Below are 21,556 nucleotides of genomic sequence, written 5' to 3' on the forward strand. Positions count from 1 at the left end.
ACCAGAAGAGGTAGGCCCCCGGACGGGGCCGCAGGAACTCAGAAAAAGAGGGAAAGGACCACCAGATGAAAACGCTGACCCGCAGTTTGCTTATCGCCTCTGCGCTTGCGATCACTTCCGCCGTGCCCGCCATGGCGAAGACCTTCGTTTATTGCTCCGAGGCATCGCCGGAAGGCTTCGATCCGTCGCCCTATACCGCCGGCGGCACCTTCGACGCTTCCGCGCATCCGGTCTATAACCGTCTGACCGAGTTCAAGAAGGGCACGACCGAGGTCGAGCCGGGTCTTGCGGAAAAATGGGATGTTTCGAGCGATGGCCTCGAATACACCTTCCATCTGCGCAAGGGCGTGAAGTGGCATTCCAACGAGAAGTTCACGCCGAGCCGTGACTTCAATGCCGACGACGTGATCTTCAGCTACAACCGCCAGGGCGACGCGAAGAACCCGTGGAACCAGTATATCGCAGGCATCACCTACGAATATTACAACTCCATGGAAATGCCGTCGCTGATCAAGGAAATCGTCAAGGTCGACGATTATACCGTCAAGTTCGTGCTGACGCGTCCGGAAGCGCCGTTCCTCGCCAACATCGCCATGCCTTTCGCATCGATCGTATCGAAGGAATATGCCGATACGCTGGATAAGGCCGGCACCAAGGAAGACTTCAACAACCTGCCGATCGGCACCGGTCCGTTCAAGTTCGTCGCCTATCAGAAGGACGCGGTCATCCGCTACCAGAAGAACGCCGACTACTGGGGTGAAGCACCGAAGATCGACGACCTGATCTTCGCAATCACGCCGGACGCCGCCGTGCGCCTGCAGAAGCTGAAGGCCGGCGAATGCCATCTGATGCCTTACCCGGCACCGGCTGATCTTGCCGCCATCCGCGCCGATTCCAACCTCAAGCTCGACGAGCAGTCGGGTCTGAACGTCGCCTACTTCGCCTACAACACCACCGTTGCACCTTTCGACAAGCCGGAAGTGCGCAAGGCGCTGAACATGGCGATGAACAAGCAGGCGATCATCGACGCCGTGTTCCAGGGCGCCGGCCAGGTTGCCAAAAACCCGATCCCGCCGACCATGTGGTCCTATAACGACAGCATCAAGGACGATCCTTACGATCCGGAAGCGGCCAAGAAGGCTCTCGAAGCCGCTGGCGTCAAGGATCTGACGATGAAGATCTGGGCGATGCCGGTTCAGCGTCCCTATATGCCGAATGCACGCCGCACGGCCGAGCTGATCCAGGCGGATTTCGCCAAGGTCGGCGTCAAGGCCGAGATCGTCTCCTATGAATGGGGTGAATATCTCAAGAAGTCGACCGAAGTGAAGCGCGACGGCGCCGTCATCCTCGGCTGGACCGGCGACAATGGCGACCCGGACAACTTCCTGGGCGTTCTGCTTTCCTGCGCCTCTGCCGGCGAAGGCGGCACGAACCGTGCGCAATGGTGCAACAAGGAGTTCTCCGACCTGATTTCCAAGGCGAAGCAGGCGACGGATGTTGCCGAGCGCACCAAGCTCTACGAACAGGCGCAGGTGATCTTCAAGGAACAGGCTCCGTGGGCGACGCTTGCGCATTCCACGCAGTTCGTTCCGATGTCCGCCAAGGTTTCCGGCTTCACCATGAGCCCGCTTGGTGACTTCACCTTCGAAAACGTCGACATCGCGGAATAATCCCAAACAACGGACGCGCGGAAGGACCCTGTTCTTCCGCGCGTCTTTTCAGGAAAAAACCATGATCCGGTTCATTCTCGGCAAACTTCTCTACCTCGTTCCGACATTTCTCGGGATTACCTTCGTCGCCTTCGCCTTCGTGCGCGTCCTGCCGGGCGATCCCGTGCTCCTGATGGCGGGCGAGCGTGGTATTTCGCCCGAGCGGCATGCGCAGCTTGCCGAACAGCTCGGCTTCAGCCAGCCCATCTGGCAGCAATATCTTCATTTCCTCGGACGGCTGCTTCAGGGCGATCTTGGCAATTCGCTGGTCACCAAGAAACCCGTCCTCACCGAGTTCCTGTCGCTGTTTCCCGCGACGGTCGAGCTTGGTCTTGTCGCCATCGTCATCGCAACATTGGTCGGCGTGCCGGTCGGCGTCATCGCCGCCATCCGTCGTGGCTCCTGGTTCGACCAGATTTCCATGACGACCGCCCTTGTCGGCTTCTCCATGCCGATCTTCTGGTGGGGCCTGCTGCTGATCATCATGTTTTCCGGCATCCTGCAATGGACGCCGGTGTCGGGACGCATCTCGCTGATGTATTTCTTCCCCTCCGTCACCGGCTTCATGCTGATCGACAGCCTGATTTCGGGACAGAAGGGTGCTTTCGCCTCGGCCCTGTCGCATCTCATCCTGCCCTCGGTGGTGCTGGCCACCATTCCGCTCGCCGTCATTGCGCGCCAGACGCGCTCTGCCATGCTGGAGGTTCTGGGTGAAGATTACGTGCGCACGGCACGGGCAAAAGGCATGTCGCCGTCCCGCGTCGTCGGCGTGCATGCGCTGCGCAACGCCATGATCCCGGTCATCACCACCATCGGCCTGCAAATCGGCGTGCTGATGGCGGGCGCCATCCTGACCGAAACCATCTTTTCCTGGCCGGGCATCGGCAAGTGGATGATCGATTCCATCTCGCGCCGCGACTACCCGGTCGTGCAGAGCGGCCTGCTCCTGATCGCGGGTCTGGTGATGATCGTCAACCTGCTCGTCGATCTGACCTATGGCCTCATCAATCCGAGGATCCGTCACAAATGAGCGATGTGACCACCACCCCCGGCGTCCGCCTTTCCGACGCCGCCATCCGCCGCCGGATGCTCGCCGATTTCTGGTTCTATTTCCGCCAGAACAGAGGCGCCGTCATCGGCCTTGCCGTCTTCATCCTGCTTGTGCTGGTGGCCGTTTTCGCGCCGCTGATCGCGCCGCATGATCCGACACAGCAATATCGCGATGCGCTGCTCGTCCCGCCGGTCTGGCAGGAGGGCGGCCGCGCCGGCTTCTTCTTCGGCACCGATGCGGTGGGCCGTGACATGCTGTCCCGCCTGATCTACGGCGCGCAATATTCGCTGTTCATCGGCGTCGTCGTCGTTTCCATCGCGCTTGTCGGCGGCATCGTCATCGGTCTCGTCGCCGGCTTTTTCGGCGGCTGGGTGGATACCGTCATCATGCGCGTGATGGACGTCATTCTGGCGTTTCCGTCTTTGCTTCTGGCGCTGGTGCTGGTCGCCGTGCTTGGGCCGGGCCTCACCAATGCCATGATCGCCATCGCTATCGTCTATCAGCCGCATTTTGCGCGTCTCACACGCGCTGCCGTGATGAGCGAACTCAGGCGTGAATATGTCACCGCCGCCCGTGTGGCGGGGGCCGGCAATCTCCGGCTGATGTTCAAGACCATCCTGCCGAACTGCCTTGCGCCGCTGATCGTCCAGGCGACCTTGTCCTTTTCGTCTGCGGTTCTCGATGCCGCCGCCCTCGGCTTCCTTGGCATGGGCGCGCAGCCGCCTGCCTCCGAATGGGGCACGATGCTGGCCGAAGCGCGGGAATTCATCCTGCGCGCCTGGTGGGTGGTGACCCTTCCCGGCCTGACGATCCTGATTTCGGTGCTTGCCATCAACCTCATGGGCGACGGCCTGCGCGATGCGCTCGATCCCAAACTGAAGCGGAGCTGAGCGATGAGCCTGCTGAAAATCAAGAACCTTACGGTCAAATTCGCCACCGCCACCGGCGCCTTCATTGCCGTCAACGGCATCGATGTCTCCGTCGACAAGCATGAGGTGCTGGCCATCGTCGGTGAGTCCGGTTCCGGCAAGTCGGTATCGATGCTTGCCGTCATGGGGCTTCTGCCCGATACGGCGACGATCACCGCCGACGAGATGACCTTCGACGGCAAGAACCTTTTGACCATGTCGCCGCAGGAGCGCCGCAGGGTGATCGGCCGCGAGATCACCATGATCTTCCAGGAGCCGGTCGCCTCGCTCAACCCGTCCTTCACGGTCGGGTTCCAGATCGAGGAGGTGCTGCGCCTCAATCTCGGCATGAGCGCCGCCGCCGCCCGGGCGCGGGCGCTGGAACTGTTCCGCGCGGTCGGCATTCCGGAGCCGGAAGCCAAGCTCAAGGCCTATCCGCATCAGATGTCGGGCGGCCAGTGTCAGCGTGTGATGATCGCGATTGCGATCGCCTCCAAGCCGCGCCTGTTGATCGCCGACGAGCCGACCACCGCACTCGATGTCACGATCCAGAAGCAGATCCTCGATCTCCTGATGAACCTGCAGGAGGAATACGGCATGGCGTTGATCCTCATCACCCATGACATGGGCGTGGTGGCGGAAACCGCAGACCGCGTCGTGGTGCAATATAAGGGCCGCAAGATGGAGGAGGCGGATGTCCTGAGCCTCTTCGAAGCCCCGCAGCACCCCTATACCAAGGCATTGCTTTCGGCCCTGCCGGAAAACGCCACCGGCGACCGTCTGCCCACGGTTTCCGATTTCTTCGGCAAGGAGGGCGTTCAATGAGCATTGTTGTCGAAGGCAAGGGCATCACCCGCCACTATCACGTTCCGGGCGGCCTGTTCGGCGGCGCCAAGACCGTTCAGGCCCTGAAGGGCATCGATTTTGCCGTCGAGCGCGGCAAGACGCTTGCCATCGTTGGCGAATCCGGCTCGGGCAAGTCGACGCTGGCCCGCATCATCGCGCTGATCGATCCAGCATCCGGCGGCGAGTTGAAGATCGAGGGCCAGCCGGTCGATATCGCCAGGCGGCGTCCGGACACGCAGATGCGCTCCAAGGTGCAGATGGTGTTCCAGAACCCCTATGGCAGCCTCAATCCGCGCCAGAAGGTGGGCGACGTGCTGATGGAACCGCTGGTCATCAACACGAAAATATCGGCCTCCGAACGCCGCGAACGGGCCGAAGCCATGCTGGTGAAGGTCGGCCTTGGTCCTGAACATTTCAACCGCTATCCGCACATGTTCTCCGGCGGCCAGCGCCAGCGTATCGCCATTGCCCGCGCGTTGATGCTGAACCCGGCGCTGCTGGTGCTGGACGAACCGGTTTCCGCGCTCGATCTTTCGGTGCAGGCGCAGGTGCTGAACCTTCTCGCCGACCTTCAGGAAGAATTCGAGCTCACCTATGTCTTTGTCAGCCACGATCTCTCGGTTGTCCGTTACATCGCCGACGATGTGATGGTCATTTCCAAGGGTGTGGCGGTCGAGCAGGGCACGCGCGAGGAACTCTTCGCCGATCCCAAGCATCCCTATACGCGCCAGCTCTTTGCCGCGACACCGATCACGGATGTCGATGCCATCCGCGCCCGCGTGGAGCGGCGCAAGGCGGCGCGGCTGGCCGCTACTGCCTGAGGGCGGAGCATTGACGTTGAAAACAGGCCGGTTTTCCGGCCTGTTTGTTTTTCAGGACTTCAAAAACAGGTCGATGGCGGCAAGCGCACCTTGTTCCCGGATTTCGCGATAGGCGTCCTTCAGACGGGCAACGAAGCTTTCGTCGTCTGGCAGATCATCGCCGAATGTGCGCCCGAAGGTGAGAAAGCGGTCAACCACGGCATCCGGCGCCATCGCCAGCTGGTCCGGTGCATCCCACTCGTGGAAAGCGGGATCGAGGATGGTGATCGGCTGCCCCTTCTCATCCGTGTTCGCGCAGGATCTGATCCACAGGGCGACGGCGAAAATGACCGCTCCGCTTTCCGCCCCCTCCGCCAGCAATTCGCGCAATGGACCAAGAATGCGCAGCGGCACTTTCTGCGAGGCGTCGGAGGCGATCTGCATGGTCTTGTGCTGCAGCGAGGGATTGGCGAAACGCTCGCGCAGGCCGGCTGCGAATTCCGCGCCGTTGACGGCGGCGTCGAGCGTCCGGCCGACGTCGCGCCAATAGGCATCGATGAAATCGCGCACGGTTTTTTCGCCCCATGCATCGGCAACCGTCGCAAGGCCGGCGATCTGGCCTATGGCGGCGATGGCGCTGTGGGAGCCGTTCAGCATTCTGAGCTTCATATGTTCATAGGGCTCGACGTTGCCGACGAACTCCACGCCCGACCGTTCAAGCGCGGGTCTTCCATGCGGAAAATTGTCCTCGATGACGAAACGGAAATAGGGCTCCGCCACCACGGGCCAGGCATCGCGCACCCCAAGCGCTGCCGATATCGCATCCCGGTCCGCGTCGGTGGTGGCGGGAACGATCCTGTCCACCATGGAGCAGGGGCAGGCAATATTGGTTGCGATGAACGCGGCCAGTTCCTGATCGGCAAGTGCGGCGAATTCCAGCAGCAGCTTTCGCAGCACCTGTCCGTTGGCGGGCAGGTTGTCGCAGGAAAGGAGCGTCAGCGGCAGGGCGCCTTCCTTGCGCCTGCGCCGTGTGGCGGCGACAATGAAGCCGAAGATGGAGCGCGGCCGGTCCGGATTTTCTAGATCGTGGACGATGTCGGGATGATCGCGCAGCAGGCTGCGGGAGGTGAGATTGGTAAGGTAACCCTTCTCCGTCACGGTGAGGGTGACGATGAGGATGCGCGGATCGGACATCCTGTCCACCAGCCGTTCGGGATTTTCGGGTGCGACGATGGTTTCCAATATGGAGCCGATGATGCGCAGGCGCTCGCCCTTTCCGTCGCGCAGGCAGAATGTGTAGAGATTGTCCTGCGGTTCGATGGCGTCGCGCGTCTCCGGGCTGCGCAGCGATGCGGCGACGATGCCCCATTGCGTTTCACCGCGGTTAAGGCAATCGTCGATGAAAACCGCCTGATGCGCCCGGTGAAAGGCCCCGACGCCGAGATGCACGATGCCGGGCGTTACGGTATGGCGGTCATAGGCGGGCCTTGCAACGGGTTGCGGCAGGCGGGGAAGGGCGGCAGTGGAAAGCCGGTCTGTCATCGATGCGAAATCCCCGTCCCGAACGCGCCAGTCGTGGTTCGCGCCGCCGGAATTACGGCGCTCGGGTTCTTGCGCATGTCAGTTCCTCCCCTTGTTGTTAGAATGGATCAGGCGCCTGCCTCTTTGAGCAGCCGCACCTGACGCAGCGTGTTCTGCCGGCTGCGCTCGAGATGCCGCCACAGAGCATCGACGATCTGGGCCTTGCTGCCGGCGGCGATGGCGTCGGCAATATTCTGGTGCTCTTCCACCGAACGGGCGTAATCGCCGAGGATCGAGACGAAAACCGTGTGGGTCTGGTCGAGAATCCGCTCATGCGAGCCGGAAATGACCGGAATGCGGGCCGCCGAAACCAGTGTCGTGTGAAAGCTGCGATCATGAAAAAGCGCTTTCGACAATTCGTCGAGCGTCGGGCCTTTGGCGAATTCGCGATGTTTGGCAAGGCTTTCCAGCAGTTGCGCATGCAGCGCCCCATCCAGGTGCCCGGCATCGAAGGCCACTTCCACCGCGCCTTTTTCGAGCAGCATTCTGGCTGCGTAGAGTTCTTCCACATCCTCCACGGTGAAATCGCGCACCACCATGCCGCGCCTGGAGGAGTTGATCACCAGCCCATCGGCCTCGAGTTTCAGGCAGGCTTCCTTGACCGGGGTGGGGCTGATGCCGAGATCGGCGGCAAGCTCGTTCGGCAGCAGGCGTTCGCCGCCGCGCAATCTGCCGCTGACGATGCGCGCGCGCAGTTCCCGGTGCGCCTGTTCGGCGAGCGTGACTTTGACGAGTGTGTTCATAGCCGCATCATTGCCTAGCTTGCAGAAGCGGGCAATGACCAAATATTAAAAATAAAAAATTTTTTATTTTACAAAGCCCGTTTTTCCGTTAGCTCTATCTACCATCGGAAGCCGGTTGCCGGAGGAGGGCAGTTCGGCAATCCCCTGACGGTTCAAGTCCCGCAGTCGTTGGGTGCGGGAGAATGACGCGGCTCCATCCGCCAATCGGCGAAGCGCCGGCCAGAAAAGGGATTTCCGCCTTTCCTCCCCGCAAGCCGTTCAAGCATCGAGGAATGACCGATCATGAAAATTACCGCTGTCGAACCTTTCATCCTGCATCTGCCACTGACCTCGGAGTCGATTTCCGACTCCACCCACAGCATCACCCATTGGGGCGTCGTCGGGGCAAAAATCACGACGAGTGACGGCATTGAGGGTTATGGTTTCACCGGCACCCACGCGCATCTGCCGTCCGACCGGTTGATCACATCCTGCATCAGCGATTGTTATGCGCCCCTGCTGCTGGGCGAGGATGCGTCGGAGCATTCAAGGCTCTGGACGAAACTCGCCCGTTACCCCTCGCTGCAATGGGTCGGCCGGGCCGGCATCACGCATCTGGCGCTGGCCGCGATCGATGTGGCGCTCTGGGATTTGAAGGCGAAAAAGGCGGGCGTTCCGCTCTGGCACTATCTTGGCGGTGCGCGCACGGCGGTGGTGGAAGCCTATAATACCGACATCGGCTGGCTTTCCTTCAAGCTGGAGGATTTGCTCGCGGGCAGTGCAAAGGCCGTGGAGGAGGATGGTTTTACCCGCCTGAAGCTCAAGGTCGGTCATGATGATCCGAATATCGACATTGCCCGGCTTGCCGCTGTTCGCAAGCGCGTCGGCTCCGCCATCCGCATCGCCATTGACGGCAATGGCAAGTGGGACCTGCCGATATGCCAGCGCTTCTGTGCGGCGGCGAAAGATCTGGACATCTACTGGTTCGAGGAACCGCTGTGGTACGATGACGTCACCAGCCACGCCCGGCTGGCGCGCAGCACATCCATTCCCATTGCACTGGGCGAGCAGCTTTATACGGTGGATGCGTTCCGCTCCTTCATCGATGCCGGCGCGGTCGCTTATGTCCAGCCGGACGTGACGCGGCTTGGCGGCATCACCGAATATATTCAGGTGGCTGATCTCGCACTCGCCCATCGCCTGCCGGTGGTGCCGCATGCGGGTGAGATGAGCCAGGTGCATGTGCATCTGAGCTACTGGCATCCGGCTTCGACCATTCTCGAATATATTCCGTGGATCAAGGATCATTTCGAAGAGCCGATCCATGTGCAGGACGGCGTTTACAAACGCCCGGAACACCCCGGTACCAGCACCACGCCGCTGGCGGAAAGCTTCGCCCGTTATGGCAAGGCGGTAAAATGAGCAGCGGTATACAGCCCGGATTTTAAGGGAGGGAAAGCCCGTCCTCCGTCATGCCGGTCCCCGGAACAAGTCCGAGGATGATCCGGCATCCAGCCACGGCGCGTCTGCGCCGTGAAAAGAGTCCTTCGCGATCAAAGACTTGATCGCTCTGGACCCCGGATCAAGTCCGGGGTGACGGAGTGTGGATGATGCAATTTTCCAAATTTAGCGCCAGCCGAGAGCCGGCGCCACCTGCTTCAGGATCGTCTCGATCACATGGGCGTTGTAGTCGACGCCCAGCTGGTTCGGCACGGTCAGGAGCAGCGTGTCGGCCTCGGCGATCGCTTCATCGGCCTTCAGCTGTTCGATCAGCGCTTCAGGCTCGGCGGCATAGCTGCGCCCGAAGATCGCGCGCGTCTTGTCGTCGATATAACCGATCTTGTCGTCGCCTTCATTGCCGTAACCGAAATAGGCCCGGTCACGGTCGCTGACGAGGGCGAAGATGCTGCGGCTGACCGATACACGCGGCTCACGGGCATGACCAGCCTCCTTCCAGGCTTCCCGGAAGGTGCGAATCTGCTGCGCCTGCTGGACATGGAAAGGCTCGCCGGTCTCATCCGTCTTCAGGGTGGAGCTTTGCAGGTTCATACCGAGCTTTGCCGCCCACACCGCTGTTGCATTGGAGCTCGAACCCCACCAGATGCGCTCACGCAGCCCTTCGGAATGCGGCTCCAGCCGCAAAAGGCCGGGCGGGTTCGGGAACATCGGCCTCGGGTTCGGCTCAGCGAAACCGTCGCCCTTCAGAAGTTCGAGGAAGACCTCGGTATGCTGGCGCGCCATGTCTTCTTCGCTCTGACCCTCGGCCGGGCGGTAACCGAAATAACGCCAGCCATCGATCACCTGTTCCGGCGAGCCGCGGCTGATGCCGAGCTGCAGGCGTCCGCCGGCGATGAGGTCGGCCGAACCGGCGTCTTCAGCCATATAGAACGGGTTTTCATAACGCATGTCGATGACGCCGGTGCCGATCTCGATGTTTTTCGTGCGGGCGCCGACGGCGGCCAGAAGCGGAAAGGGCGAGGCAAGCTGGCGGGCGAAATGGTGCACGCGGAAATAAGCGCCATCGGCGCCGAGTTCTTCAGCGGCGACGGCGAGGTCGATCGATTGCAGCAGCGTGTCTGCCGCCGAGCGTGTCTGCGACTGGGGTGAGGGCGTCCAGTGGCCGAAGGATAGAAATCCGATCTTTTTCATGATGACCTTCCAGATGTCGGAGGATGCCGGCTTTCACAAACCGGCTTCGTTGTTGTCAGTCATATAGGCAGGGGCGCATGTCCTCCAACCGGCCGGCCCGTAGACACGGTGTCGCCGAAATGTGAACGATGGCCGTTTCAGGCGATCGTGCGGCGGTCGAGGATGAAGAGATTTTCGTGGGCGCGTGCCGTCGTCAGGATGAAATCCATCAGCGAGCGCACACGCGGCACGTTGGCGAGATCGTGGTGGCTGGTCAGCCAGTAACCGCGCCGCAATTCCACCTCGCCGCCAAGCACCATCTGCAGGTCCGGAAAGCGCGCCGCGATGAAGTTCGGCAAGATGCACAGGCCACGGCCGCTCAGCGTGGCGGTGAGCTGCGCAAAAATGCTCGATGACTGGAAATTGGGCCTGAGGCCGGGCAGCACGTCGCGCATATAATCGAGGCCCGGCGAAAAGATCAGGTCCTGCACGTAACCGATGAAGAAATGGTCGAGCAGGTCCTCGCGCCGTGTGATCTTCGGCCGCCCGGCGAGATAGGAGCGTGAGGCATAGATATGCAGCGTGTAATCGATGATCTGTTCGTTGATGTAGGGACCGGCCTTCGGCGGATCGAGCGTCACCGCCACATCCGCCTCCTTGCGGGACAGCGCCATGATCTGCTGGATCGTCACCATCTCCACCATGATGTGGGGATGGGTTATGGCGAAGTCCTTCAGCCTTTCGACGAAGAAAAAATTGGAAAAACCTTCCGGCGCGCTCAGCCGCACCACGCCGCGCAGCAGGCTGCCGCTTTCGGAAATATCCGATTGCAACCTTTCGGCTTCCGCCTCTATGCGCTCGACGGTGTCGACCAGCCGCCGTCCAACCGTCGTCAGCTCGTAACCGCGCGGATTGCGCTCGAACAGCTTGGTTTTCAGGGAAAATTCCAGCCGGTCGATATGGCGGGAGACGGTTGCGTGGCTGGTGCGCAGGCTTCTGGCTGCGGAAGAAAGCTGCCCGGTGCGGGCCACGGCCAGGAAATATTGCAGGTCGTCCCAGGTAAAAGGCGTGGCCATCTGCGTCTCCGATCACGAGTTCTGTTCAAAAATGAACAGTTCCTGTTCGCAATTTGATGATGCCCGGCTCTTGTGTCAACGGCCGAATTCGAGAAGTCTAGGCTCAGGATGCGCCGCTTTGAGGAGGGCGGCGTGACCGTTCCGCTGCAAGGATGCGGAAGGCCGCAATGTGGTTTCATTCACCCTTGCACAGACAATCTGAGGCTCGCAATCCATCTCTGGGAGGAGAAGTCATGCGCAAGAGTATCGTTTTATCCACGGCCATGGCGCTTGCCGCCGGCACCGCCGCTTATGCCGCCGAGATTTCGGACGGCAAGGTCAAGATCGGTATCCTGAACGACCAATCGGGCGTCTACGCCAATTTCGGCGGCAAATACTCTTATGAAGCCGCGAAGATGGCGGTCGAGGATTTCGGCGGCAAGGTGCTGGACGCGCCGGTGGAAGTGGTGACCGCCGACCACCAGAACAAGGCGGATGTGGCCGCCAACATCGCCCGGCAATGGTACGACACCGAACAGGTCGATTCGATCATGGAACTGACTTCGTCGTCGGTGGGTCTTGCCGTGCAGGCGCTGTCGAAGGACAAGAAAAAGATCACCATCAACACGGGTGCTGCCACCACCGAACTGACCGGCAAGCAGTGCAGCCCCTATGGTTTCCACTGGGCCTATGACACCTATTCGCTGGCGGTCGGCACCGGCGGCGCACTCGTCAAGCAGGGCGGCGACAGCTGGTTCTTCCTCACCGCCGACTATGCCTTCGGTTATTCGCTCGAAGAAAACACCGCCAATTTCGTGAAGGCCAATGGCGGCACCGTGCTGGGTTCCGTGCGCCACCCGCTGGCGACGACGGATTATTCTTCCTTCCTGCTGCAGGCGCAGTCCTCTGGCGCGAAGGTCATCGGCCTTGCCAATGCCGGTCTCGACACCTCCAACGCCATCAAGCAGGCAGCCGAATTCGGCATCGTCGCCGGCGGCCAGCGGCTTGCCGCGCTTCTTTTCACGCTTGCCGAAGTCCACGGCCTCGGTCTCGAAGCGGCGCAGGGCCTGACGCTGACGGAAGGTTTCTACTGGGATCGCGACGATGAATCGCGCAAATTCGGTGAACGTTTCAAGGAACGCACCGGCGCCATGCCGAACATGGTGCATGCCGGCACCTATTCCGCCGTGCTGCATTATCTGAAGGCCATCGAAAAGGCCGGCACGGACGATGCCGATGCCGTCGCCAAGGCGATGAAGGAGATGCCCGTCAATGACGTCTTCGCCAAGGACGGCCATGTGGCCGCCAATGGCCGCATGATCCACGACATGTATCTGATGGAAGTGAAGAAGCCGGACGAGAGCAAGCAGCCGTGGGATTATTACAAGGTGCTCGCCACCATCCCCGGCAAGGAAGCCTTCATGGACCCCGCAAAAAGCGGTTGCCCGCTGGTGACCCAATAAAAGACTGACAGAGGGGAAAGTTTCATGACGATCGCTTCCGCCCCCGCCGGGCAGGCCGAACCCCATGCCGGGCAGGCCAAACCACGCGTCGTTCTTTCGGCGCGTGGTCTGACAAAAACCTTTGGCGCATTCGCGGCCGTGAAAAACGTCGATCTCGACGTGCATCATGCCCGCGTGCATGCGCTGATCGGTCCGAACGGCGCCGGCAAGACCACGGTCTTTAATCTGTTGACCAAGTTTCTCCAGCCGACGGGCGGAGCGATCACCTTCATGGGAACGGACATAACAAGGACGCCGCCGGACAAGGTGGCGCGTCTCGGCCTCGTCAGGTCTTTCCAGATATCGGCGGTATTTCCGCATCTGACGGTTCTGGAAAACGTGCGGGTGGCGTTGCAGCGGCCGAACAGCCTTGCAACGCAGTTCTGGCTGCCGCTCTCCTCGCTCGACAGGCTGAACGTCCGCGCCGAGGAGTTGATCGCCATGGTCGGCCTGACAAGGGAAAAACATGCGCTTGCGGCCGATCTGTCTTACGGCCGCAAGCGGGTTCTCGAAATCGCCACCACGCTGGCGCTCGATCCGAAGGTGCTGCTGCTGGACGAACCGATGGCCGGCATGGGCGGCGAAGACGTTTCTCGTGTCGCCGAACTTATCCGCGAGGTGGCAAAAACACGCGCGGTGCTGATGGTCGAACATAATCTGAAGGTCGTGGCCGATATCTGCCATCATGTCACGGTGCTGCAGCGCGGTGAAATTCTGGCGGAGGGCGATTATGCCGCCGTTTCCGCCGATCCGCGCGTGCGCACGGCCTATATGGGCACGGAGGAGGCTTGACATGGCGGCAATGCTCGAAGTCTCCAACCTGAAATCCTGGTACGGCGAAAGCCAGGCGCTGCATGGCGTCGATCTGACGGTCGGCGAAGGCGAAACCATCACCATTCTCGGCCGCAACGGCGTGGGCAAGACCACGACGCTACGCACCATCATGGGCATCATTCGCAACCGCAAGGGCGTGATCAAGCTCGGCGGCAAGGACCTGATGCCGGTGCCGCTGCATCGCACGGCGAAATACGGCATCGGTTTCGTGCCGGAAGAGCGCGGCATCTTCGCAACCCTGAGCGTCGAGGAAAACCTGAAGCTGCCGCCGGTGGTCGCATCGGGCGGCATGACGCTCGATGAAATCTACGAGCTGTTTCCCAATCTTTACGAACGCCGCACCAGCCCCGGCACCAAGCTTTCCGGCGGCGAGCAGCAGATGCTCGCCATGGCGCGCATCCTGCGCACCGGCGTGAAGGTGCTCTTGCTTGACGAGCCGACGGAGGGACTTGCCCCGGTTATCGTGCAGCGCATCGGCGAGGTGCTGCAGAAGCTGAAGAGCCGCGGCATGACCGTGGTTCTGGTCGAGCAGAATTTCCGGTTTGCGAGCCGCATCGCCGATCGTTTCTACCTGATGGATCACGGCCAGATGGTCGGGGATTTTCCGGTCAGCGAGCTTTCCGCCCGCATGGGTGAACTCAACAGGGTGCTGGGGGTTTAAAAATGACGATGATCTTCGGCGTTCCAATCCAGGCGCTCCTCGGGCAATTGCTGATCGGCCTCATCAACGGTTCGTTTTATGCCCTGCTGTCGCTCGGCCTCGCCGTCATTTTCGGCCTGCTGCGCGTCATCAATTTTGCCCATGGCGCGCAATATATGCTCGGCGCTTTCGTCGCTTTCCTCGGCCTGCAATATTTCGGCATCAATTTCTGGATGGCGCTGGTGGTGACGCCGCTCGTCGTCGCTTTGTTCGGCGCGATCGTCGAACGCTTCCTGCTGTCGCGGCTTTATGATCTCGATCCGCTTTACGGGCTGCTATTCACCTTCGGCCTGGCGCTGGTGGTGGAAGGCACGTTCCGCTGGCTTTACGGCGCTGCCGGCCAGCCTTATTCGGTGCCGCGCGAACTTGCCGGCGGCACCAATCTCGGTTTCATGTTTCTGCCGAACTACCGCGCCTTCGTCGTGGTCATTTCGCTGGTCGCCTGTATCGCCACCTGGGCGTTGATCGAAAAGACACGGCTCGGCTCCTATCTGCGGGCTGCGACGGAGAACCCGACGCTGGTGCAGGCCTTCGGCATCAACGTGCCGGTACTGCTGACGCTGACCTATGCCCTGGGGGCCGGCCTTGCGGGGTTCACCGGCGTGCTGGCGGCACCGATCTATCAGGTCTCGCCCTTGATGGGCACCAATCTCATCATCGTCGTCTTTGCCGTGGTCGTCGTCGGCGGCATGGGGTCGATCATGGGGGCCATCGTCACCGGTTACATGCTCGGCATCGCCGAAGGCCTGACCAAGGTGTTCTACCCGGAGGCCTCCAACATCGTCATCTTCGTCATCATGGCCTTTGTGCTGCTCATCCGCCCCGCCGGACTTTTCGGAAAGGACGCCTGATATGTCCAAAGCCACCCATAGCCCCACCGCCGGAGCGATGCCGCAGACGGAGGTTTCGACGACCGCCGGAACCATCAAGACCGTCCTCATTCTGGCGGGGCTTGCCGTGCTCATCGCCGCGCCGATGTTTATCTATCCGATCTTTCTGATGAAGCTCCTGTGTTTTGCGCTGTTTGCCTGCGCCTTCAACCTGCTGATCGGTTACACGGGCCTGCTGTCCTTCGGCCATGCGGCGTTTTTCGGCGGCGCCGCCTATTTCACCGCCTATTCGGTGAAAGAATGGGGCGTGACGCCGGAGATCGGTCTTGTGATCGGCATGGCGGGTGCTGCCCTTCTCGGGCTTGTCATCGGTTTTGTCGCCATTCGCCGCCAGGGCATCTATTTCGCCATGATCACGCTGGCGCTGTCGCAGATGTTTTATTTCTTCTGCCTTCAGGCGCCGTTTACCCATGGTGAAGACGGCCTGCAGGGCGTGCCGCGCGGCCATCTCTTCGGCATCCTCGACCTCAATGCGCCGCTCAACATCTATTACACGGTTCTGGCCGCCTTCGTGCTGGCGCTTCTGGTCATCTGGCGTTTCGTCAACTCGCCCTTCGGCATGATCCTGAAATCCATCCGCGAAAACGAGCAGCGCGCCATTTCGCTGGGCTACAGCGTGCAGCGCTACAAGCTCGGCGCCTTCGTCATGTCGGCGGCGCTGGCCGGTCTTGCGGGCGGTCTGAAGGCGCTGGTCTTCCAGTTCGCGACGCTGACGGATGTGACCTGGCAGATGTCCGGCGAGGTTATCCTGATGACGCTACTCGGCGGCATCGGCACCATGATCGGTCCGATCTTTGGCGCGGGTCTCGTCGTCACCTTGCAGAACTATCTCGCGACGTCGGATTTCCCGGTCACCATCATCACCGGCCTTGTCTTCATGGCCTGTGTCCTGGTGTTCCGGCGTGGTCTGATCGGCGAATTTTACGCGTCGCGGCTCGGGAGAAAACTCGGCTTCCAGCACCGCGGCTAGGGATTTTTGAAAACACAGACAAGGCCTCCCCCGCGTCCGGGACGATGCGGCAAGGGTGGCGCATGGAGAAGAGCATGGGCGAATATGACTATATCGTCATCGGAGCGGGGAGTGCCGGATGTGTCCTCGCCAACCGCCTTTCGAAGGATCCGAACAACCGCGTGCTGCTTTTGGAAGCGGGCGGCAACGATAATTACCACTGGATCCATATTCCGGTCGGTTACCTTTATTGCATCAACAATCCGCGCACCGACTGGTGTTTCAAGACGGCGGAGGAGCCGGGGCTTAACGGCCGCGCGCTGATCTATCCGCGCGGCAAGGTGCTGGGCGGCTGCTCGTCCATCAACGGCATGATCTACATGCGCGGCCAGGCGCGCGATTACGATATGTGGCGTCAGCTCGGCTGCGAGGGCTGGGGGTGGAACGACATCCTGCCGTATTTCCTGAAGTCGGAAGACTTTTATCGGGGAAAAAGCGACCTGCATTCCGCCGGCGGCGAATGGCGCGTGGAAAAGGCCCGTGTGCGCTGGGATGTGCTGGACGCCTTCCAGGCGGCAGCGGGGGAGGCCGGCATTCCCGCCACCGACGATTTCAACCGGGGCGACAATGAAGGCGCCGGTTATTTCGACGTCAACCAGCGGGCGGGCTGGCGCTGGAACACGGCCAAAGCCTTCCTGAAGCCGGCGCTCGGCCGCAAGAACCTGACGGTTCTGACCAAGGCCCATGTCAAGCGGCTCATCATCGAAGAAGGCCGCGTCACGGGTGTCGAGTTCCACCATGACGGCGTCCTGAAAAAGATGCGGGCGCGGCGCGAGACGGTTCTGTCGGCCGGCGCGATCGGCTCGCCGCATGTTCTGGAACTTTCCGGCGTCGGCCGTGGCGACGTGCTACAGGCGGCCGGCATCGACACGGTGACCGAAGTGCAGGGTGTGGGCGAAAATCTGCAGGACCATCTGCAATTGCGCATGGTCTACAAGGTCTCCGGTGTTCTGACGCTGAATGAAAGGGCGTCCACCCTGTTCGGCAAGGCGCGGATCGGCCTCGAATATGCGCTGACCCGCTCCGGGCCGATGTCGATGGCGCCGAGCCAGCTCGGTGTCTTCACCCGTTCTTCGCCCGAGAAGGAAACCGCCGATCTGGAATATCATGTCCAGCCGGTTTCGCTCGACAAGTTCGGTGATCCGGTTCACACTTTTCCGGCCATTACCGCAAGTGTCTGCAATCTGCGGCCGGAAAGCCGCGGTTCCGTGCATGTGAAAGGACCGGATTTCGCCATGCAGCCGGAAATCCGCCCGAACTACCTGTCCACCGAAGGCGACCGTCAGGTGGCCATCGACGCCATGCGGCTGACGCGCCACATCGTTGCCCAGCCGGCTTTTTCCCGCTTCAAACCAGAGGAATACCGGCCCGGCCCATCCTTCGAAAACGACAATGATCTCGCCAAGGCGGCGGGCGATATCGGCACCACCATCTTCCATCCCGTCGGCACGTTGCGCATGGGGTCGGATGTGGAGAGCGTTGTCGATAACAGGTTGAAATTCCGCAGGCTCGCCGGGCTGCGCGTCGCCGACGCCTCGGTGATGCCGCGCATCACTTCCGGAAACACCAATTCCCCGACGATCATGATCGCCGAAAAGGCCGCGGACATGATCCTTGCGGATAATCGCTGAAAGGAGCGCACCGATGAAGACCGTCGCTTTTCTCGGGCTGGGACATATGGGCCTGCCGATGGCCGCCAATCTCGTCAAGGCGGGTTATACCGTCAGGGGATATGATCTCGCCGACGCCTGCCGTACGGCGGCGAAAGAGGCCGGCATTCCCGTGGCATTGGATTCTGCCGAAGCAACGGACGCGGCGGATGTGATCATCACCATGCTGCCCAAGGGCGAACATGTCGTTGCGGTCTATGGCGATCTGGTTCGAAAGGTATCTGCCGGAACGCTTCTCATCGATTGCTCGACGGTGGATATGGAAAGCGCGCTGAAAGCGCATGAGCTGGCCGCTTCCGCCGGTTGCCCCTCGGTGGATGCGCCGGTCTCCGGCGGCACGGGCGGCGCGGCGGCCGGCACCCTGACCTTCATGTGCGGCGGCGAGGCGCAGGCGTTTTCGTCGGCAAGGCCGGTGCTGGAGGCGATGGGCAAGAAGATCGTGCATTGCGGCAAGAGCGGCAACGGCCAGGCGGCGAAGATCTGCAACAACATGATCCTCGGCATTTCCATGATCGCCGTTTCCGAAGCTTTCGTGCTGGGCGAAAAACTCGGGCTCTCGTATCAGGCGCTGTTCGATGTCGCCTCCACCTCTTCCGGGCAATGCTGGTCGCTCACCACCTATTGCCCGGTGCCGGGACCGGTGCCGACATCGCCCGCCAACAAGGATTATCAGCCCGGCTTTGCGGCGGCCTTGATGCTCAAGGATCTGAAGCTTTCGCAGGAGGCGGCGAATGGAGCCGGAGCCTCCACTCCCCTCGGTGCCGCGGCAGCGTCGCTTTATGAGAATTTCGTCGACGAGGGGAGCGGCGGGCGCGATTTCTCCGCCATCGTGGAAATGCTGCGCGGGGGCAAAGCATGACGGACGCCGCGCCATCCGACATCTTATGGGTGCCGCCTGAGAAGAGGCGGGAGCGCTCGGCGCTTTTCTCCTTCGCGACGAAAACGGCAAAGCTGCACGGGCAGGCCGCCGATGATTATGCCGGGCTGCTGCGCTGGTCCATCAACGCGCCGGATGAGTTTTACGATGCGCTGTGGGATGAACTCGGGATCATTGGCACACGCGGCGACACGGCGTTCAAACCGGGCGCGACGATCCGGGATGCCGAGTTTTATCCGGGCGCCCGGCTCAGTTATGCTGAAAACCTGCTGCGCGATGCCGACGAGCGGCTGGCCATCATCGCCCATCGCGACGATGGCACGAGGCGCGAGATGACCCGCAGACAGCTTTACGACGAAGTGTCCCGCATGGTGCAGGCGCTCGGTCATGCTGGCGTGAAGGAGGGCGACCGCGTCGGGGCCATCGTCATCCATGATATCGAAGCGATCGTCAGCTATCTGGCTGTCAGCGCCATCGGTGCCATCTGGTCGTCTTGCTCGCCGGATTTCGGCCCTGCCGGCGCCTCCGATCGCCTGTCGCAGATCGACCCGAAAATCCTCCTCGCGGTGCCGGAATATGGTTATGCCGGCAAACGCATCGATGTCGCTCCGACCATCCGCGCCGTCGCGGAAAGTGCGGCTCCCGAAAAGATCATGCTGATCGGTGATACCGTTCCCGAAAGCCTCGCCGATCTCGGCTGCGTGACGCTTGCGGATTTCGTCGCGCCCTATCCGGCGGGCGAGATTGCTTTCAACCGTCTTCCCGTCAAGGCGCCGCTGGCGATCCTTTATTCCTCGGGCACGACAGGCAAGCCGAAATGCATCACCCATTCCGGCGGCGGCCTGCTTCTTCAGCATATGAAGGAGCAAAAGCTGCAATGCGATATTGAGGAGGGGGAGCGCTTTTTCTATTTCACCACCTGCGGCTGGATGATGTGGAACTGGCAGGTCTCCGGCCTGGCGCTCGGCGCGACGCTCGTCACCTATGACGGCAATCCCGGTTATCCGACGCCCGCGCGGCTGATCGATCTCATCGATGCCGAACGGATCGCGACCTTTGGAACCTCGGCGAAGTTCATCGACGCCTGCCTCAAAGCCGGGCTGAAGCCGCGCGAAAGCCACGATCTGTCGTCGCTGAGGACAATCCTTTCCACCGGTTCGCCGCTCATCCCGCAATCCTTCGATTACATCTATCGCGACTGGAAGGCGGATGTGCATCTTGCCTCCATTTCCGGCGGCACGGATATCTGCGCCTGTTTCCTTGGCGGCAATCCGTTGCAGCCCGTGCATCGCGGCGAATTGCAGGGCGCGATGCTGGGCATGGATATCGATACGCTGGATGACGAGGGGCGCTCCGTTCGCGGTGTCGCCGGTGAACTCGTCTGCCGCAATGCGCATCTGTCCATGCCGGTCAAATTCTGGGGCGATGAGGATGGCTCGCGCTATCAGGCCGCTTATTTCGACCGCTTCCCCGGCATCTGGGCGCATGGCGATTTCGCCGAACTGCGCCCCTCCGGCGGCTATGTCATCCATGGCCGTTCGGACACGACGCTCAATCCCGGCGGGGTGCGCATCGGCACGGCGGAGATCTACCGGCAGGTTGAAACCGTGCCGGAGGTCGAGGAGGCGATTGCCGTCGGGCAGGATATGGAGGGCGACCAGCGGGTCATCCTCTTCCTGCGCATGAAGGAAGGCACGGCGCTGACGGAGGCGCTGGAAAAGACCATCCGCAGCCGCATCCGTTCGGGCGCGACGCCGCGGCATGTGCCGGCCAGGATCATCACCGTCAGCGCAATTCCCCGCACCCGTTCCGGCAAGATTTCCGAAATCGCGGTGCGCGACGCCATTCACGGCCGGCCGGTGAAGAATGCCGATGCGCTCGCCAATCCCGAAGCGCTCGAACTTTTCCGCAACCTGCCGCAGCTGAAGGACTAGGCCGATGGAGGATCAACCGAAAACCGTGCTCGTCACGGGCTCCACCAGCGGCATTGGGCTTGCGATTGCCAGACGTTTTGCCGAGGCGGGTTATCTGGTCGCGGTGCATGGCATAGAGACGACGGAAGAAGCGACGCAGGCCCTGGAGATGGTTGCGCAGGTGGCGCGGCACAGGCCGGTCTATTTTTCGGCCAATCTCGCAAATTATGACGAGAGCGCGCATCTGCCCGATACCGTCATCGCCGAATTCGGCCATATCGACGTGCTCGTCAACAATGCCGGTATCCAGAAGGTCGCGCCGATCGACGCGTTCGATTTCGCCGATTTCTCCCGCATCGTCGCCATCTCGCTCGATAGCGCCTTTCATACCATCCACGCGGCCCTGCCGGGCATGAAGGAAAGGGGCTGGGGCCGCATCGTCAACATCGCGTCTGCCCATGGCCTGCGCGCCTCGCCTTTCAAGGGGCCTTATGTGGCGACCAAACATGCCGTGGTGGGGCTGACGAAAAGCGTGGCGCTGGAAGTGGCCGAACTCGGCATCACCTGCAACGCCATCTGCCCCGGTTACGTCTGGACGCCGCTTGTCGCCGCGCAGGTCGCCGATCAGGTGCGGGTGCACGGCATGAGCGAGGAGGAGGTGGTGAAGAAGGTGATGCTGGCGCCGCAGCCGACCAGACGATTCGTGCAACCGGAGGAAGTAGCTGAAATGGCGCTTTATCTTGCCGGCGATCTGGCCCGCTCCATCACCGGCACCACCATCTCCATCGATGGCGGCTGGACCGCGAAATAAATTTGGCGTGCTGGCCGTCAGCGGCTGTCTGGAACCAAACCGTGACCCTG

At 61.5% G+C, this 21,556-nt stretch carries 19 protein-coding genes; 15 read left to right on the forward strand and 4 right to left on the reverse strand.

Annotated features, from left to right (window positions below):
- Window positions 1-65 precede the first annotated feature (65 nt).
- From ACI2KA_RS06455 to ACI2KA_RS06475, 5 genes are all read left to right on the forward strand, one after another.
- Window positions 66-1,670: an ABC transporter substrate-binding protein gene (locus ACI2KA_RS06455; RefSeq protein ID WP_404500299.1), complete on the forward strand. Its 1,605-nt coding sequence runs from the start codon at window positions 66-68 to the stop codon at window positions 1,668-1,670.
- Between the two features lie 61 nt (window positions 1,671-1,731).
- Window positions 1,732-2,739, forward strand: a complete 1,008-nt coding sequence (locus tag ACI2KA_RS06460) for an ABC transporter permease subunit (protein WP_404500301.1) — start codon at window positions 1,732-1,734, stop codon at window positions 2,737-2,739.
- A complete protein-coding gene (locus ACI2KA_RS06465) occupies window positions 2,736-3,650 on the forward strand; it encodes an ABC transporter permease subunit (RefSeq protein WP_404500303.1) in 915 nt (304 codons plus the stop codon). Before ACI2KA_RS06460 ends, ACI2KA_RS06465 begins: the two co-directional genes overlap by 4 nt.
- Window positions 3,651-3,653: 3 nt before the next feature.
- Window positions 3,654-4,493, forward strand: a complete 840-nt coding sequence (locus tag ACI2KA_RS06470) for an ABC transporter ATP-binding protein (protein ID WP_404500305.1) — start codon at window positions 3,654-3,656, stop codon at window positions 4,491-4,493.
- Complete coding sequence (locus tag ACI2KA_RS06475; protein WP_404500307.1) at window positions 4,490-5,335, forward strand: dipeptide ABC transporter ATP-binding protein; 846 nt, start codon at window positions 4,490-4,492, stop codon at window positions 5,333-5,335. Before ACI2KA_RS06470 ends, ACI2KA_RS06475 begins: the two co-directional genes overlap by 4 nt.
- 51 nt (window positions 5,336-5,386) lie before the next feature.
- Here the strand turns inward: ACI2KA_RS06475 and ACI2KA_RS06480 are convergent, their stop codons facing one another.
- Both ACI2KA_RS06480 and ACI2KA_RS06485 read right to left on the reverse strand, forming a co-directional pair.
- On the reverse strand, window positions 5,387-6,856 hold the full coding sequence (locus tag ACI2KA_RS06480; RefSeq protein WP_404500309.1) for a mannitol dehydrogenase family protein: 1,470 nt from the start codon (window positions 6,854-6,856) through the stop codon (window positions 5,387-5,389).
- A gap of 107 nt (window positions 6,857-6,963) precedes the next feature.
- Window positions 6,964-7,638, reverse strand: a complete 675-nt coding sequence (locus ACI2KA_RS06485) for a GntR family transcriptional regulator (protein WP_404500311.1) — start codon at window positions 7,636-7,638, stop codon at window positions 6,964-6,966.
- Between the two features lie 282 nt (window positions 7,639-7,920).
- Here ACI2KA_RS06485 and ACI2KA_RS06490 point away from each other — a divergent pair, with 282 nt between their 5' ends.
- Window positions 7,921-9,039 carry a mandelate racemase/muconate lactonizing enzyme family protein gene (locus ACI2KA_RS06490; protein ID WP_404500313.1) on the forward strand — a complete coding sequence of 373 codons (1,119 nt, stop codon included), beginning with the start codon at window positions 7,921-7,923 and terminating at the stop codon, window positions 9,037-9,039.
- A gap of 204 nt (window positions 9,040-9,243) precedes the next feature.
- Here ACI2KA_RS06490 and ACI2KA_RS06495 read toward each other — a convergent pair whose 3' ends face one another.
- Window positions 9,244-10,266, reverse strand: coding sequence for an LLM class flavin-dependent oxidoreductase (locus ACI2KA_RS06495; protein WP_404500315.1), 1,023 nt, complete (start codon window positions 10,264-10,266; stop codon window positions 9,244-9,246).
- Window positions 10,267-10,403: 137 nt separating this feature from the next.
- Window positions 10,404-11,321 (reverse strand): LysR family transcriptional regulator, encoded by a 918-nt coding sequence (locus tag ACI2KA_RS06500; protein ID WP_404500317.1) that lies wholly within the window; start codon window positions 11,319-11,321, stop codon window positions 10,404-10,406.
- Window positions 11,322-11,554: 233 nt separating this feature from the next.
- Here ACI2KA_RS06500 and ACI2KA_RS06505 point away from each other — a divergent pair, with 233 nt between their 5' ends.
- The 9 genes from ACI2KA_RS06505 to ACI2KA_RS06545 all read left to right on the forward strand — a co-directional run bounded on the left by ACI2KA_RS06505 (window position 11,555) and on the right by ACI2KA_RS06545 (window position 21,506).
- Entirely contained in the window at window positions 11,555-12,763 is a 1,209-nt protein-coding gene (locus ACI2KA_RS06505) for an ABC transporter substrate-binding protein (RefSeq protein ID WP_404500319.1), read from the forward strand.
- A 24-nt stretch (window positions 12,764-12,787) separates the two neighbouring features.
- Window positions 12,788-13,594 (forward strand): ABC transporter ATP-binding protein, encoded by an 807-nt coding sequence (locus ACI2KA_RS06510; RefSeq protein ID WP_404500321.1) that lies wholly within the window; start codon window positions 12,788-12,790, stop codon window positions 13,592-13,594.
- Window position 13,595: 1 nt separating this feature from the next.
- Window positions 13,596-14,297 (forward strand): ABC transporter ATP-binding protein, encoded by a 702-nt coding sequence (locus ACI2KA_RS06515; protein WP_404500323.1) that lies wholly within the window; start codon window positions 13,596-13,598, stop codon window positions 14,295-14,297.
- A 2-nt stretch (window positions 14,298-14,299) separates the two neighbouring features.
- Window positions 14,300-15,187: a branched-chain amino acid ABC transporter permease gene (locus ACI2KA_RS06520; RefSeq protein WP_404500325.1), complete on the forward strand. Its 888-nt coding sequence runs from the start codon at window positions 14,300-14,302 to the stop codon at window positions 15,185-15,187.
- A gap of 1 nt (window position 15,188) precedes the next feature.
- On the forward strand, window positions 15,189-16,196 hold the full coding sequence (locus ACI2KA_RS06525; protein WP_404500327.1) for a branched-chain amino acid ABC transporter permease: 1,008 nt from the start codon (window positions 15,189-15,191) through the stop codon (window positions 16,194-16,196).
- A gap of 74 nt (window positions 16,197-16,270) precedes the next feature.
- Window positions 16,271-17,866: a GMC family oxidoreductase gene (locus ACI2KA_RS06530; protein WP_404500329.1), complete on the forward strand. Its 1,596-nt coding sequence runs from the start codon at window positions 16,271-16,273 to the stop codon at window positions 17,864-17,866.
- Window positions 17,867-17,879: 13 nt separating this feature from the next.
- Window positions 17,880-18,764, forward strand: a complete 885-nt coding sequence (mmsB, locus tag ACI2KA_RS06535; protein WP_404500331.1) for a 3-hydroxyisobutyrate dehydrogenase — start codon at window positions 17,880-17,882, stop codon at window positions 18,762-18,764.
- A complete protein-coding gene (locus tag ACI2KA_RS06540; protein WP_404500333.1) occupies window positions 18,761-20,716 on the forward strand; it encodes an acetoacetate--CoA ligase in 1,956 nt (651 codons plus the stop codon). Before mmsB ends, ACI2KA_RS06540 begins: the two co-directional genes overlap by 4 nt.
- 4 nt (window positions 20,717-20,720) lie before the next feature.
- A complete protein-coding gene (locus ACI2KA_RS06545; protein ID WP_404500335.1) occupies window positions 20,721-21,506 on the forward strand; it encodes a 3-hydroxybutyrate dehydrogenase in 786 nt (261 codons plus the stop codon).
- Window positions 21,507-21,556: the final 50 nt, after the last annotated feature.

The sequence above is a fragment of the Agrobacterium sp. NPDC089420 genome (genome assembly GCF_044900305.1).
Taxonomy (GTDB): Bacteria; Pseudomonadota; Alphaproteobacteria; order Rhizobiales; family Rhizobiaceae; genus Agrobacterium.

Excerpts from the sequence above, each read along its gene's own strand:
- mmsB (WP_404500331.1), top strand. The coding sequence starts at position 17,880 with ATGAAGACCGTCGCTTTTCTCGGGCTGGGACATATGGGCCTGCCGATG.
- ACI2KA_RS06455 (WP_404500299.1), top strand. The coding sequence starts at position 66 with ATGAAAACGCTGACCCGCAGTTTGCTTATCGCCTCTGCGCTTGCGATC.
- ACI2KA_RS06520 (WP_404500325.1), top strand. The coding sequence starts at position 14,300 with ATGACGATGATCTTCGGCGTTCCAATCCAGGCGCTCCTCGGGCAATTG.
- ACI2KA_RS06545 (WP_404500335.1), top strand. The coding sequence starts at position 20,721 with ATGGAGGATCAACCGAAAACCGTGCTCGTCACGGGCTCCACCAGCGGC.
- ACI2KA_RS06515 (WP_404500323.1), top strand. The coding sequence starts at position 13,596 with ATGGCGGCAATGCTCGAAGTCTCCAACCTGAAATCCTGGTACGGCGAA.
- ACI2KA_RS06510 (WP_404500321.1), top strand. The coding sequence starts at position 12,788 with ATGACGATCGCTTCCGCCCCCGCCGGGCAGGCCGAACCCCATGCCGGG.
- ACI2KA_RS06530 (WP_404500329.1), top strand. The coding sequence starts at position 16,271 with ATGGGCGAATATGACTATATCGTCATCGGAGCGGGGAGTGCCGGATGT.
- ACI2KA_RS06490 (WP_404500313.1), top strand. The coding sequence starts at position 7,921 with ATGAAAATTACCGCTGTCGAACCTTTCATCCTGCATCTGCCACTGACC.
- ACI2KA_RS06485 (WP_404500311.1), bottom strand. The coding sequence starts at position 7,638 with ATGAACACACTCGTCAAAGTCACGCTCGCCGAACAGGCGCACCGGGAA.
- ACI2KA_RS06475 (WP_404500307.1), top strand. The coding sequence starts at position 4,490 with ATGAGCATTGTTGTCGAAGGCAAGGGCATCACCCGCCACTATCACGTT.
- ACI2KA_RS06505 (WP_404500319.1), top strand. The coding sequence starts at position 11,555 with ATGCGCAAGAGTATCGTTTTATCCACGGCCATGGCGCTTGCCGCCGGC.
- ACI2KA_RS06525 (WP_404500327.1), top strand. The coding sequence starts at position 15,189 with ATGTCCAAAGCCACCCATAGCCCCACCGCCGGAGCGATGCCGCAGACG.
- ACI2KA_RS06470 (WP_404500305.1), top strand. The coding sequence starts at position 3,654 with ATGAGCCTGCTGAAAATCAAGAACCTTACGGTCAAATTCGCCACCGCC.
- ACI2KA_RS06495 (WP_404500315.1), bottom strand. The coding sequence starts at position 10,266 with ATGAAAAAGATCGGATTTCTATCCTTCGGCCACTGGACGCCCTCACCC.
- ACI2KA_RS06480 (WP_404500309.1), bottom strand. The coding sequence starts at position 6,856 with ATGACAGACCGGCTTTCCACTGCCGCCCTTCCCCGCCTGCCGCAACCC.
- ACI2KA_RS06465 (WP_404500303.1), top strand. The coding sequence starts at position 2,736 with ATGAGCGATGTGACCACCACCCCCGGCGTCCGCCTTTCCGACGCCGCC.
- ACI2KA_RS06500 (WP_404500317.1), bottom strand. The coding sequence starts at position 11,321 with ATGGCCACGCCTTTTACCTGGGACGACCTGCAATATTTCCTGGCCGTG.
- ACI2KA_RS06460 (WP_404500301.1), top strand. The coding sequence starts at position 1,732 with ATGATCCGGTTCATTCTCGGCAAACTTCTCTACCTCGTTCCGACATTT.
- ACI2KA_RS06540 (WP_404500333.1), top strand. The coding sequence starts at position 18,761 with ATGACGGACGCCGCGCCATCCGACATCTTATGGGTGCCGCCTGAGAAG.